The organism is Streptomyces sp. NPDC030893 (assembly GCF_055571535.1).
Genome location: NZ_JBVIFC010000023.1, coordinates 1 through 13,278 on the forward strand (window position 1 = coordinate 1; position 13,278 = coordinate 13,278).

Annotated in this window: 12 protein-coding genes; 2 read left to right on the forward strand and 10 right to left on the reverse strand. The window is 74.1% G+C overall.

The annotated features are described in order from the left end of the window. Positions 1-144: 144 nt before the first annotated feature. The 6 genes from ACZ434_RS30030 to ACZ434_RS30055 form a co-directional block, all read right to left on the reverse strand. Positions 145-915 carry an SDR family NAD(P)-dependent oxidoreductase gene (locus tag ACZ434_RS30030; RefSeq protein WP_468461367.1) on the reverse strand — a complete coding sequence of 257 codons (771 nt, stop codon included), beginning with the start codon at positions 913-915 and terminating at the stop codon, positions 145-147. A 14-nt stretch (positions 916-929) separates the two neighbouring features. Further along, positions 930-1,622 (reverse strand): PaaI family thioesterase, encoded by a 693-nt coding sequence (locus ACZ434_RS30035; RefSeq protein ID WP_468461369.1) that lies wholly within the window; start codon positions 1,620-1,622, stop codon positions 930-932. After that, positions 1,619-2,512, reverse strand: coding sequence for a MaoC/PaaZ C-terminal domain-containing protein (locus ACZ434_RS30040; protein WP_468461371.1), 894 nt, complete (start codon positions 2,510-2,512; stop codon positions 1,619-1,621). Before ACZ434_RS30040 ends, ACZ434_RS30035 begins: the two co-directional genes overlap by 4 nt. A 1-nt stretch (position 2,513) precedes the next feature. Continuing rightward, complete coding sequence (locus ACZ434_RS30045; protein ID WP_468461373.1) at positions 2,514-4,706, reverse strand: acyl-CoA dehydrogenase; 2,193 nt, start codon at positions 4,704-4,706, stop codon at positions 2,514-2,516. A gap of 9 nt (positions 4,707-4,715) precedes the next feature. Continuing rightward, positions 4,716-5,876 (reverse strand): steroid 3-ketoacyl-CoA thiolase, encoded by a 1,161-nt coding sequence (locus tag ACZ434_RS30050; RefSeq protein ID WP_468461375.1) that lies wholly within the window; start codon positions 5,874-5,876, stop codon positions 4,716-4,718. 134 nt (positions 5,877-6,010) lie between these two features. Further along, positions 6,011-6,757 (reverse strand): SDR family NAD(P)-dependent oxidoreductase, encoded by a 747-nt coding sequence (locus ACZ434_RS30055; protein WP_468461377.1) that lies wholly within the window; start codon positions 6,755-6,757, stop codon positions 6,011-6,013. A 219-nt stretch (positions 6,758-6,976) separates the two neighbouring features. Between ACZ434_RS30055 and ACZ434_RS30060 the strand changes: the two genes are divergently transcribed. Next, entirely contained in the window at positions 6,977-8,143 is a 1,167-nt protein-coding gene (locus tag ACZ434_RS30060) for a Rieske 2Fe-2S domain-containing protein (RefSeq protein ID WP_468461379.1), read from the forward strand. Next, positions 8,143-8,430 (forward strand): ferredoxin, encoded by a 288-nt coding sequence (locus tag ACZ434_RS30065; protein WP_468461381.1) that lies wholly within the window; start codon positions 8,143-8,145, stop codon positions 8,428-8,430. The genes ACZ434_RS30060 and ACZ434_RS30065 overlap by 1 nt, the downstream gene beginning before the upstream one ends. Positions 8,431-8,584: 154 nt before the next feature. Here the strand turns inward: ACZ434_RS30065 and ACZ434_RS30070 are convergent, their stop codons facing one another. The 4 genes from ACZ434_RS30070 to dmpG are packed head-to-tail and all read right to left on the reverse strand — an operon-like array spanning position 8,585 to position 13,269. Next, positions 8,585-10,060 carry an FAD-dependent oxidoreductase gene (locus ACZ434_RS30070; protein WP_468461383.1) on the reverse strand — a complete coding sequence of 492 codons (1,476 nt, stop codon included), beginning with the start codon at positions 10,058-10,060 and terminating at the stop codon, positions 8,585-8,587. Continuing rightward, a complete protein-coding gene (locus ACZ434_RS30075) occupies positions 10,057-10,983 on the reverse strand; it encodes a VOC family protein (protein ID WP_468461385.1) in 927 nt (308 codons plus the stop codon). Before ACZ434_RS30075 ends, ACZ434_RS30070 begins: the two co-directional genes overlap by 4 nt. Positions 10,984-11,023: 40 nt before the next feature. Next, positions 11,024-12,208, reverse strand: coding sequence for an acyl-CoA dehydrogenase family protein (locus tag ACZ434_RS30080; protein WP_468461387.1), 1,185 nt, complete (start codon positions 12,206-12,208; stop codon positions 11,024-11,026). A gap of 8 nt (positions 12,209-12,216) precedes the next feature. After that, the gene (gene dmpG / locus ACZ434_RS30085; protein WP_468461389.1) at positions 12,217-13,269 is read right to left on the reverse strand and encodes a 4-hydroxy-2-oxovalerate aldolase; all 1,053 of its coding nucleotides are present in this window, start codon (positions 13,267-13,269) and stop codon (positions 12,217-12,219) included. Positions 13,270-13,278 lie beyond the last annotated feature (9 nt).

A 13,278-nucleotide genomic window follows, 5' to 3' on the forward strand; every position in this document is an offset into this window, starting at 1 on the left:
CCCCCCCCCCCCCCCCCCCCCCCCCCCCCCCCCCCCCCCCCCCCCCCCCCCCCCGTCCCCCCCCCCCCCCCCCCCCCCCCCCCCCCCCCGCGCCCGGTGCGGGCGTGCGCGCCTCGCGCCCGGCGCGAGGTGCGTCGGCCCGTGTCAGTCGAAGTTGGCCTGGCCGCCGTCGAGCGGCACCGTGGCGCCCGTCAGGTAGCGGGCGTCGGGGCCGCACAGCATCACCACGGCGCGTCCGATGTCCCGCTCGCAGTCCCCGACGTAGCCCAGGGGGATGGTGGCGCGGAAGGCGGCCGCCTCCTCCGGGTTCTCGTCCTGCCACTTCGTGAAGCCGGGTGACTCGGCGTGCGGGGCGATGGAGTTGACCCGGATCCCGTCGGGGCCCCACTCGTGGGCGGCGGCCCGGGTCAGGGTGCGCAGGGCGGACTTCGCCGCCGCGTAGGCTCCGTAGGTGCTCAGGTCCCAGCGGACCATGGCCGAGGTGACGAGGTTGACGATCGAGCCGCCGTTCCGCTTCAGGTGGGGGTGCGCGGCCCGCATCAGGGCGAACGCCGCGAACGGCCCACTGCGGAAGCCCTTCGCGAACCGGTCGTCGTCCATCGACAGCAAGGGGCCGTAGCTGCCGGTGTAGGCGTTGTTGACCAGGATGTCGAGGCCGCCGAAGCGGGCGGCGACGGCGTCGACCGTGCCGGGGATGCGGTCCGTGTCCAGCACGTCGAGGACGAACGGCTCCGCCTCCACTCCCCTGGCGCGCAGCAGCTCGCAGGTCGCCTCCAGCTTGGCGGCGGTGCGCCCGAGCACGGCGACGCGGACGCCCTCGGAGGCCAGCGCGAGGGCGATGCCCCGGCCCACTCCCTGGCCGGCGCCGCTGATGAGGGCCACCTTGCCGTCGAGGCTCCGTACCGGCTCTGTCATGGTCGTCCCCCTCCTCAGCTCGGCCGCGGCAGCCGCTTGTTGATGAACAGGCCCTCCGCGGTGACGCAGACCCGGCCGCCGGCCGTGATCTCGCCGGCCGTGCGGATCCGGGAGCCGTCCACCGAGACCTGCCGTCCGGTGACGGTGAGGGGCTCGAACAGCGGGGTGGGCCGCAGGTAGCGCAGGGTGAGTTCGGCGGTCATCCCGGAGGTGCCCGCCCAGTGGTTGGCCACGCCCAGCGTGTGGTCGAGGAGCAGCGCCGAGACACCGCCGTGCACATGGCCGGGCGGGCCCTGGTAGGGCAGGTCGAGGGTGACGACGCCCTCGATGGAGCGGTCCTCGCGGCCGTGCAGGGTGAGCGGCGGCGCGACGGCGTTCTCGGGGCCGGTGACGGGGTCGTGGCGGGTGACGCCCTCGCCGCGCCACATCTCGGCGAGGCGTTCGGGGACGGTGGGGGCCTTCTCGGTGAGCCGGTCGGTGACGGCGTCGAGCCGTGCGGCGATCTCGGTCATGTCGGCGCCGGTCCCGTCGCCGGCCCGCAGCAGGGCGGTGACCAGGCGGCGGGCGGCGGCGACCGCGGCGTCCACGCCGTCGGCGCGGGGCTCGGCCACGAGGCGGGGGCCCGTGGCGGGCGCGGGGGTGGAGGCGGGGGTGCCTTCGGCGGCTGCTCCGGGCCGGGCGGCTTCGTCAGCGGTGCGGGCGTTCACGGGCGCACCGTCGCGGTCGCGTGGGTGAGCACGGGCGCGTCGTCGCGTTCGGGGCAGGCGGCGTGCAGCAGGAGCCGCTGGGCGCCGTCGTCGGCCGGTGGCCCGTCGCGCCACACGGACGTCACGATCGACTCACCGGGGACGAGGGGGCCCGCGAAGCGCACGGTGAGGCCGGTGAGGCGGGTGACGTCGCCGTTGAGGACGCCGTCGACCAGGGCTTTGGCCACGAGTCCGTAGGAGGCGAGGCCGTGCAGGATCGGCCGGTCGAAGCCGGCCGAGCGGGCGAAGGCAGGGTCGGCGTGGAGCGGGTTGAGGTCGCCGTTCAGCCGGTACCACAGGGCCTGTCGGGGCGTCGTGGCGGTGGTGAGGACGGTGTCGGCGGGGCGGTCCGGTGCCGCCGTGTGCTCCTCGGGGCCGGGGTCGCCGCCGAAGCCGCCCTCGCCGCGGGCCCAGATGCGGGTGGTCGTGGTCCACAGCGGTTCGCCGTCGGCGCCGGTGGCCGACGACTCGAGGACGACGAGCGCGGCCTTGCCCTTGTCCCGGACCTCGGCGACGCGGGAGCGCAGGGTCGCGGTGCCCGACGCCGGCAGCGGCCGGTGCACCGTCAGGCCCTGGCCGGCGTGGAGCACGGCGCGCAGGTCGACGTCGACGCCGGGCATCTCCAGGCCCGGTGCGGGCGCCTCTCCGGCGGAGGGGCCGGTGCCGGCCACCAGGGCGAAGGTGGGCAGCACCATGAGGTTCTTCTCGTAGGTCAGGTGCAGCTCGGGGTCGGTGTCCGCGGCGGCGCCGGCGCCCAGGCTCAGGTGGTACAGGAGGACGTCGCGTGCGGTCCAGCGGATCTCGCGGACGGCGGGGTCCGCGCGCAGCGCCTTGTCGCGGTCGATGGGCATGTCAGCCTTTCCGGGTGGGCTCGGGGTCGCGGGGCAGTCCGAGGAGGCGCTCGCCGATGATGTTGAGCTGGACCTCGGTGGTGCCGCCCGCGATGGACAGGCAGCGGGAGTTGAGGAACATCCACATGGCGTCGTGGCGTGCGCCCTCGCCGGTGAGCGCGGCGTCGCCCTGCCAGTCCACGCAGGTCTCCCAGACCCGCTGCTGGTCCTCGACGCCGAGGAGCTTGGCGATGGACGCCTCGGCGCCGGGCTGCTGTCCGGCGACGGTGCGCAGGGTGGTGCGCAGGGCGAGGAGGGCGCCGGTCTGCGCGTCGCAGAGGTGGCCGCCGAGGGTGGTGAGGCGTTCCCCGTCCAGGTCGTCGCAGGCGGCGGCGAGCTCCAGCAGGGTCTCGGCGCCGGAGCCGACGGCGTCGTGGGAGAGGGCGACGCGTTCGTTGGCGAGGGTGGTGCGGGCGAGTTTCCAGCCCTCGCCGGGGGCGCCGACGAGCAGGTCGTCGGGGACGAACACGTCGTCGAGGAAGACCTCGTTGAACTCGGACTCGCCGGTGATCTGCCGCAGCGGCCGGATGTCCAGGCCGGGGCTGGTCATGTCGAGCAGGAAGTACGAGATGCCCTTGTGCTTGGGCACGCCCGTGTCGGTGCGGGCGAGCAGGACGCCCCAGTGGGCGTCGCGGGCCATGGACGTCCACACCTTCTGGCCGCTCACGCGCCAGCCGCCGTCGACCTTCTCGGCGCGGGTGGTGAGGCCGGCGAGGTCGGAGCCCGCGCCGGGTTCGCTGAAGAGCTGGCACCAGCGAATGTCGCCGCGCAGGCTGGGGGCGAGGAACCGTTCGCGCTGGGTGGCGTCGCCGTGGGCGATGAGCGTGGGCACCACCCAGCCGCCGATGATCATGTCGACGGGGGTGAGGCCGGCGGCCTGGAGTTCCCCGGCGATGACGAGCTGGGTCACCGGGTCGGCCCCCTTGCCCCAGGGGGCGGGCAGGTGCGGGGCGGTGTAGCCGTGGTCGGCGAGGTAGGTGGAGCGGTCCCTGCCGTCGAGGGCGGCGGCCTCCCGCAGTTCGGCGCGGATGCCCTCGCGCACGGTCTCGGCCTCCGGCGGCAGTTCGACGCCGAGCCTGCGCCGGGTGCCGTCCAGGGCGAGGCGGGCGACGCGGCGGCGCCACCGGGGGGTGGGACCGAGGGCCGTGCGCAGGGTCTGGGCGCGGCGCAGGGCGAGGTGCGCGTCGTGTTCCCAGGTGAAGCCGATGCCGCCGAGCACCTGGATGCAGTCCTTGGCGGTGACGAACGCGGCCTCGACGGCGACGGCGCCCGCGACGGCCGCGGCGAGCGCGGCCTCGTCGGGGTCCGCGCCGCCGGGGTCGGCCGCGCGGGCCGCGTCCCAGGCGCAGGCGCGGGCCTGCTCGGCCTGGGCGAGCATGCGGGCGCAGCGGTGCTTGACGCCCTGGAACTGGCCGACGGGACGCCCGAACTGCTCGCGCACCCGGGCGTAGTCGGCGGCGGTGGTGACGCAGCGGTCGGCGATGCCGGAGGCCTCGGCGGCGAACAGGGTCGCGGCGAGGTCCCGTGGGCGCTCGGGTGCGAGGTCGAGGAGGTCGGCGGCCGGGACGGGCACCGAGCGAGCGGTCACCCGGGAGGAGCGGCGGGTCAGGTCGTGGCTGCGGACGTCGGTGGTGTCGACGGCGGCGCGGGGCAGCACGAGCCAGGTGGTGCGGCCCCCGTCGGCGGCGGGCAGCACGAACACGTCGGCGAGGTGGCCGCCGACGACGAGTCCGGAGGTGCCGGTGAGGGTGGCCGTGCCGTCGGCGGCGCGGGTCAGGGCGAGGGTGCCGGGGGCGAGCGCGACGGCGCCGACGGAGGTGCCGGAGGCGAGCGCGGCGAGGTGGGTGCGGTGTCCGGCGGCGTGCAGGACGGCGGAGGCGAGCACCGTGGGCAGGAAGGGGCCGGGGGCCATCGCCCGCCCCAGTTCCTCGGTGACGACGGCGAGTTCGACGAGGCCGTAGCCGGCGCCGCCCGCCTCCTCCGGCAGGTGCAGTCCGAGCAGTCCCTGTTCGGTGAGGCCGCTCCAGTGGGCGGGGAGGGTCTCCTTGTCGGCGTCGGCCGCCGTGCGGGGGGTGTCCTCGGTGATGTGCCGGCCGGCGAAGGCGCGTACGGCGTCGCGCAGGTCGCGGTGCTCCTGGGTGAGACCGATGGTCATGACGGCGCCTCAGATGCGTTCGATGACGGTGGCGGTCGCGTGCGCCCCGCCGGCGCACATGGTGACCAGCGCGGTGGACTTTCCGGTGCGTTCCAGTTCGTGCAGGGCCTGGGTGATCAGCCGGGCCCCGGTGGAGCCGACGGCGTGGCCGAGCGCGATGGCACCGCCGTTGACGTTGACCTTGTCCAGGTCGGCCTTGTGGACCTGTGCCCAGGACAGCACGACGGAGGCGAAGGCCTCGTTGATCTCGACGAGGTCGATGTCGCCGAGGGTCATGCCGGCCGTGGCCAGCACCCGTTCGGTCGCGGCGACGGGTCCGTCGAGATGGTAGTACGGGTCGGAGCCGACCATGGCGGAGGCCACGATCCGGGCGCGCGGGCGCAGCCCCTCCCGGGCGGCGCGCTCCCGGCTCATCAGCAGGACGGCGGCGGCGCCGTCGCTGATCTGGGAGGAGGTGCCCGCGGTGTGGATGCCGTCCGGGAGGACCGGCTCGAGGGCGGCCAGTGCCTCGGCGGTGGTGTCGCGCAGTCCTTGGTCGCGGGTGACGTGGGCGGTCTCGCCGGTGGGTCCGTCGGGCCCGGTGACGGGGGCGTCGATGCCGAGGATCTGCCGGTCGAAGCGGCCTTCCGCCCAGGCCCGGGCGGCCTTGTGCTGGGAGGCCAGGCCGAGGGCGTCGGCGTCGGCGCGGGTGATGCCCCGGTGCCGGGCGATGCGTTCGGCCGCGGTGAACTGGTCGGGCATGTCCAGGGACCAGCCGTCCGGCACCGGGACCCCGGTGCCGGGGGCGAGCGCCTTGCCGAGGAAGACACGGCTCATCGACTCGACGCCGCAGCCGATGCCGGTGTCGATCGCGCCGGCCGCGATCAGGCCGGCGACCAGGTGCACGGCCTGCTGGGACGATCCGCAGGCGCAGTCGATCGTGGTGCAGGCGGTGGTGTGCGGGAGCCCGGTGTGCAGCCAGGCGTTGCGGGTGACGTTGTTGGACTGCTCGCCCGCCTGGGTGACACAGCCGCCGATGACCTGCTCGACGGTGCCGGGGGTGATGCCCGCCCGCTCCACGAGACCCTTCTGGGTGAGCCCGAGGAGTTCCGCCGGGTGGAGTCCGGACAGGACGCCGCGACGCCGGCCGACCGGTGTCCGCACGGCTTCGACGATGACGGGCTCGGTCATGGCGCTCCATAGGGGTGGGGGGCCGCGGTGGCCCGGAGGGGTACTGACGCCGGAAAACTAGAATTCGTTCTCGAAATGGGCAAGGGCCAGTCCCGCTCAGTGGCAGCGGGGCGACCGGCCGCCCACGCGGGCCGTCAGATGTGCGATCCGCCGTCCACCCGCATCTCGGCCCCCGTGAGGTATCCCGCGTCACGCGACGCCGCGAAGGCGATCACGCCGGCGATCTGCTCGGGGTCCGCGGTGCCGAAGGGGGCGCGGATGCGCCGGTAGTACGAGGTGTCCAGCTCCGCCGGCAGCACGTGGGGACCGGCCAGCGGCGTGTCGACCGAGCCGGGTGACACGGGCACCACCCGGATTCCGCGGTGGGCGACCTCGGCGGCCAGGGACAGGGAGAAGCCGAGGACGGCTCCCTTGGAGGCGGCGTAGGCGGTCATGTACGGGTTGCCGTGCGACGCCGCCGACGAGGCGATGTTGACGATGACGCCGGTGCCGTCCGGCAGGTGGGGCAGGGCCTCGCGGCAGAACAGAGCGGTGCCGACCGCGTTGACCGTGAAGAGCCGCTGCAGGTCGGCGACGGTCAGCCGGTCGACCGGCGTGGTGCGGTGGATGCCCGCCACGTTCACCAGGACGTCGATCCCGCCGAGTTCGCCGGCCGCCGCCCGTACGGCCGCCACCACCGACCCCTCGTCGGCGACGTCGGCGATCCGGGTCACGATCCGCCCGGGGCCGGACACCGCCGCGGCCGTCTCCGCCAGCCCCCCGGCGGACAGGTCGACGGCGAACACGGCCGCTCCCTCGGACACCAGGCGCAGCGCGGTGGCCCGCCCGATGCCCGAACCCGCCCCGGTGAGCAGGACGTTCACACCTTCGAAACGGTTCATCACGGGCTCCTCGCTGCCGCATGCGCCGACGGACGGAGCGGCGGACTGTACGCCCGCGGCAGGGGCGCGGGCGGCCCGCGGTCCCACCGACCGGGACCGGCGCCCGCACGGTCCGGCGGCCGCCGGTTCCGGTCAGTGGGACTCCCCGCCGTGGCCGGCGGTGTCCGCGCCTACCGTCCGGACCCTTACGACCACGCGTCCTGAGGGGATGAGAGCTACGTGAGCGCAGTCGAGTCAGCACACGACGACGTCAGGGCCATCGAGGCGGCCGCGGCACCCACCCGGTTCGCGCGCGGCTGGCACTGCCTGGGCCTCGCGGAGAAGTACCGGGACGGCAAGCCGCACTCGGTGCGGGCCTTCGGCCAGAAGCTCGTGGTGTTCCAGGCCGCGGACGGCACCCTCAACGTCCTGGACGCGTACTGCCGCCACATGGGCGGCGACCTCTCGCAGGGCACGGTCAAGGGCGACGAGGTCGCCTGCCCCTTCCACGACTGGCGCTGGGGCGGCGACGGCCGCTGCAAGCAGATCCCGTACGCCAGGCGGGTCCCGCTGCGGGCCCGCACGGCGGCCTGGCCGACCCTCGACCAGGACGGCATGCTCTTCGTCTGGAACGACCCGGAGGGCAATCCCCCGCCGGCCGACGTGACCATCCCCCGCATCGAGGGGGCCACGAGCGAGGAGTGGACGGACTGGGTCTGGTACGAGACCGTGGTCGACGCCAACTGCCGCGAGGTCGTCGACAACGTCGTGGACATGGCTCACTTCTTCTACGTCCACTACTCCTTCCCGACGTACTTCAAGAACGTCTTCGAGGGGCACACCGCCACCCAGTACATGCGGGGCACCGGCCGTCCCGACGCCCGCCCCCAGGAGGCGGACGGCAGGCCGAAGACCACCGGCAGCAACTCGGTGGCCTCCTACCACGGCCCGTCGTTCATGATCGACGACCTCACGTACCACTACGAGACCGGTGACGTGCAGTCGGTGCTGATCAACTGCCACTACCCGGTGGACGCGGACCGCTTCGTGCTGCAGTACGGCATCGTCGTCAAGCGGTCGGAGTCCCTGTCGGACGAGGCCGCCGACGAACTGGCCGCGGGGATGGCGCAGTTCATCAAGCTGGGTTTCGAGCAGGACATCGAGATCTGGAAGAACAAGGCCCGCATCGACAACCCGCTCCTGTGCGAGGAGGACGGCCCGGTCTACCAGCTGCGCCGGTGGTACGAGCAGTTCTACGTCGATGTCGCCGACGTGACGCCGGAGATGACCGACCGCTTCGAGTTCGAGCTGGACACCACGCGCCCCGTGGAGGCGTGGCAGAAGGAGGTCGAGGCGAACCTCGCCCGCAAGGCCGCCGCCGCCGGCGCCGGGAACGAGCCGGTCTGATGCGGCTCGACAACAGGCTCACGGACGGCGCCCCGATGCGGCCGCTGGCCTGCGAGCGGTGCGCCGCCCAGGTCCTGGTGCGCAAGAGCAGCTGGCAGCAGACCAGCGTGCAGTGGAACGCGCGGGCCAGTGCGGCCTGCGCGGAGCGGGACCCGGCGGGCGGGGCCTTCGAGGGCTGCCACTCCTTGCGCGCCACGATCCGCGAGGCCGCGCTGCTCGGCACGATCGAGCTGGCCGACGGCGGTGCCGGCGTCGAGCGGCCCGCCGGTCCGGTGGATCCGCACTGACGGACGGGCCTTGCCGGCCCGGAGCCGGCCGGCCCGGTCACCAGGACCGACCCGCCGGCCCTCCGCCGGATCACGTCCCCCGGCTCCGGCGGACGGCGGAGCGGCCGGGTACGCACCCCGCGTGCCCGGCCGCTCCACGTCCTGCCCCCGCTCGCTAACCGCCCGCCGCCGCGACGCCCGCCCGGCGGCCGAAGAACGTGCCGTCGCCCAGCGAGGTGCCGCTGACGTACCCCTCGCCGTGGATGCCGGAGGCCGCGCGGCCGGCGGCGAACAGGCCGGGCATGACACGACCGGACACGTCGAGCACGGCACCGTCCACGGTGGTGCGCAGCCCGCCCAGGGTGAAGCCGGCGATTCCCGTCCCGGCCCCCGCGCTCGGCCGCCCGCCCGCGTGGAAGCCGGCCCTCGGGTCGAGCGCCGCGTACGGGCCCTTCAGCGGGCGCAGCCAGCGCGCGTCCTTGTGGAAGTACGGGTCCTGCCCGCGTTCGGCGTGCGCGTTGTAGGCGCCGACGGACGCTCGCAGGGCTCCGGGCGGCATGCCGAGTTCGGTCTCCAGCTCCTCCAGGGTCTGTGAGACGAAGCGGGGGGCGGTGCCCCAGCGGTCCCGCTCGGGCACCGCCTCGTAGCCCTCCTCGTCGACGATCACCCAGTAGGGGGCGGGCTGGGTGAGGGCGGCGGCACTGAAGAGACCGGGGTAGACGTCCTCGTTGATGAAGCGCTGCCCGAGACCGTTGACCAGGACGCCGCGCACGGCCAGAGCGGGCAGCGCGGTCAGGGACAGCTGGGTCACGCCCATCCGGCGGGTGGCGGCGCCCAGCGCGGCGGCCATCCGGATGCCGCTGCCGTCGTCCAGTCCGTCGCTGGTCCTGCCGTGGCCCAGGAGGTGCGGGGCGTGGTCGGCGAGCATCTCCTCGTTGTCGGCGAAGCCCCCGGTGGTGAGCACCACTCCCCCGCGCGCCCGGTACGCCAGGTCCTCGCCGTGCCGGCGTGCGGTGACGCCGACGACCCGGCCGGTGTCGTCCGTGATCAGCGCCGTGGCGAGGGTGTCGGCGTGCGTCACGGCTCCCGCGGCCCCGGCCGCGGCGGTCAGCTTCTCCATCAGCAGCCGGCCGCCGTACCCCTCGGTGGCGCAGCGGTGGCCGCGCGGGGCGGGCCGGGCGATCTCGTTGTACGGCCAGGCGTTCTCGCCGAGCCACATCAGGCCGTCCCGGGTGGTGGGCATCCAGGTGGGCTCGTCCCACAGGGTGGGTTCGAAGTCCAGTCCGCGGTCGACGAACCACTGGAAGTGGGCGGCGCTCCCGTCGCAGTACAGCCGCAGCTTCTCCTCGTCCGCGTGCGGGCCGAGGGCCGCGGCGAGGTAGCCGAACATCTCGTCGGCACTGTCCTCGAAGCCGCATGCCCTCTGCACCTCGGTGCCGCCGCCCAGGTACAGCTCGCCGCCGGACAGCGCCGACGATCCGCCGGGGCCTCCCGCCCGTTCCAGGACCAGGACGTCCGCGCCCGCCGACGCCGCTTCGAAGGCGGCGGCGGCCCCGGCGCAGCCGAAGCCGACGACCAGCACGTCGGTCTCGGCGGCGTAGCGGGTGACGTCGCCGGCGCGGACCGGTGCCACCGGCCGGCCGGTGCTCACGGGGCCCCGGGCGGGGTGAACGCGGCCAGCGGCTGGGAGCCGGACCAGTCGTGGCCCCAGTAGCTGTCGGCGGTGATCTCCTCGGCGGTGTAGTGCCGTTCGTCGACGCGCATCCCCTCGCAGCCGTACTCGATGTCCCAGCCGCCGGGGGCGCGCACGTAGAACGACACCATCTTGTCGTTGGTGTGCCGGCCCAGCGTGGAGGAGAGGGAGAAGCCCTGCCGGCCCACGTTGTCGAGGGCGCGGCCGACCGCGTCCAGCGTGTCCACCTCCACCATCAGGTGCACCAGTCCCGGTTCCCCGCTGTGCGGGGCGGGGCAGACGGCGAGGCTGTGGTGGCGTTCGTTGACGCCCAGGAAGCGCAGGCGCCTGGCCGGCGCGTCGGCGGCCCGGCCGCCGAGCCGGATGGCGCCGCGCGGCAGGAAGCCGAGCACCTCGGTGTAGAAGGCGACCGTCTCGTCCATGGCGGTGGTGGGCAGCACGACGTGCCCCATGCCCTGGCCGCCGGTGACGAAGCGCTGCCCGAGGCCGGTCAGCAGGGGGCTGTGGTCGAGGACCGGTCCGAAGAACACCTCGACCAGCACGCCGGCCGGGTCCTCGAAGGCGATGGCCCGCTCCACGCCCCGGTCGTCGGCCTCCTCCTGACCGAGCAGCTTCACGGCCGTGCCGGACGCCTCGACGGCGCGGCCGACCGCGGCCAGCGCGAACTGGTCCCGCACCTCCCAGCCGACGGACAGCACCCGGTCGCCGTCGCCCGGCAGGACGGCGAGCCGGGCCCGGCGCTCGTCCATCCGCAGGTACAGGCCGTCGGGGTCCGGGCCCGATCCTTCGGCGAAACCGAGGGCGTCCACGGTGAGTTCGCGCCAGCGGTCGATGTCACGGGTCTGGACCCGGAGATAGCCGAGCCCTCGGATCTGCGTCATGCGTTCCACTTCCTCGTCCGTCTCGTCATCGCAGCGAACCTCAGATCATCGAACGCATCGGTCCCTGCGGCGGCTCGACGCCGATCTCCGTCAGGGCCGAGGCGTGGAAGACGGGTCCCGGCACGTGGATGGCGTGCGTGAGGCCCGTGTGCACGTCGCGCCAGAAGCGCTGGATCGGGTTGTCCAGGCGCATCGCGTTGCCGCCGGAGCGGGCGACGACCTCGTCGACGGCGCGGACCGCCCGCCAGGCGGCGGCGGCCTGGACACGCCGGCCGACGGCCCGCCGCTCGAAGGAGATCTCCCGGCCGGCGGCGACCATGTCGTACAGCCGGCAGACGTTGTCCAGGAGCGCGGAGCGGGAGGCGGCGATCTCGGCCGCGGCGTCGCCGACGGCGTACATGACGTACGGGTCGTCCTTCGCCGCCTGGCCGGTGATCTGCACCCGGTCGCGCTGATGGGCGAGGTGGTGGGCGAGGGCCCCCTCGCACATGCCGATGACGGCCGAGGTGATGCCGAGGGGGAAGGCGGCGGAGAACGGCAGCCGGTAGGCGGGGTTGGTCAGCCCGGCCTCGACGGCCAGCGAGCCGTCCACCACCTTCGCGTACTCGATGACGCGGTGGGCCGGCACGAAGGCGTCCTCGACGATGATGTCCTTGCTGCCGGTGCCGCGCAGGCCGACGACGTCCCAGGAGTCCTCGACGATCTCGTAGTCGGCGCGCGGCAGGATGACGTGCACGGAGCGCGGGGGGCTCAGCCGGTTGCCGTCGGGGTCGGTGAGGAAGCCGCCGAGGAAGATCCACCGGCAGTGGTCGGTGCCGGAGGAGAACTGCCAGCGGCCGTTGAAGACGTAGCCGCCGTCGACGGGCCGCAGCAGGCCCATCGGGGCGTACGGGGAGGCGATCCAGGTGTCGGGGTCCTCGCCCCAGACCTCCTCCTGGACCCGCGGGTCGGCCATCGCCATCTCCCACGGGTGGACGCCGACGACGCCGGCGACCCAGCCGGTGGAGCCGTCGCAGGAGGCGATCCGCATGACGGTCTCGGCGAACTCGCGCGGGTGCAGTTCGAGGCCGCCGTACGCCTTGGGCTGGAGCATGCGGATGGCGCCGGTGTCGCGCAGGACCTTGACGGCCTGGTCGTCGAGCCGGCCGAGGGATTCGTTGGCGGGGCCGAGGGCGCTGATCTCGTCGGCGCGTGCCTCGACGGCCTCGAGTACGGGATTGGTCATGGCGTGGCTCACTTCCCCGGGGCTGTCGGTGCGGCGGCGCGGTCCCTCTCGGCGAGGCCCACCGCGATCTCGATGAGCTGGTCCTCCTGGCCGCCGACGAGTTTGCGCCGCCCCGCCTCCAGCAGGATCTCGGCGCCGGACACGCCGTACTTGCCGGCCTGGCGGGCGGCGTGCTTGAGGAAACTGGAGTAGACGCCGGCATAGCCCATGGTCAGGGACATGCGGTCGAGCAGGCACTCGCCGTCCATGACGGGCCGTACCACGTCCTCGGCGGCGTCGATGATCTTCAGTACGTCGATGCCGGTGCGGATGCCCAGGCGTTCGGCGACGGCGGCGAACGCCTCGACGGGGGTGTTGCCCGCGCCCGCGCCGAACCGGCGGGTCGACCCGTCGATCTGGGTGGCCCCGGCGCGCACGGCGAGCACCGAGTTGGCGACGCCGAGGCCCAGGTTCTCGTGGCCGTGGAAGCCGACTTGGGCGTCGTCGCCGAGTTCGGCGACCAGCGCGGCGACCCGGTCGCTCGTGTCCTCCATGACCAGGGCGCCGGCCGAGTCGACGACGTAGACGCACTGGCAGCCGGCGTCGGCCATGATGCGGGCCTGCCGGGCCAGTTCCTCCGGCGGGCTGCTGTGCGACATCATCAGGAACCCGACGGTCTCCAGGCCCAGTTCGCGGGCGAGGCCGAAGTGCTGGACGGCGATGTCGGCCTCGGTGCAGTGGGTGGCGATACGGCAGATCGAGGCGCCGTTGTCGGCGGCCTCGCGGATGTCGTCCTGGAGGCCGAGGCCGGGCAGCATCAGGAAGGCGATCCTCGCCCGGCGGGCGGTCTTCACCGCGGCCTTGATCAGTTCCTGCTCGGGGGTGTGGCTGAAGCCGTAGTTGAACGAGGACCCGCCGAGGCCGTCGCCGTGCGTGACCTCGATGACGGGGACGCCCGCGTCGTCGAGGGCGGCCACGATGGAGGTGACGTGGTCGACGGTGAACTGGTGCTGCTTGGCGTGCGAACCGTCCCTGAGGGACGAGTCGGTGACGCGGATGTCCAGGTCGGTGCTGTAGGGCATGACTGGTGC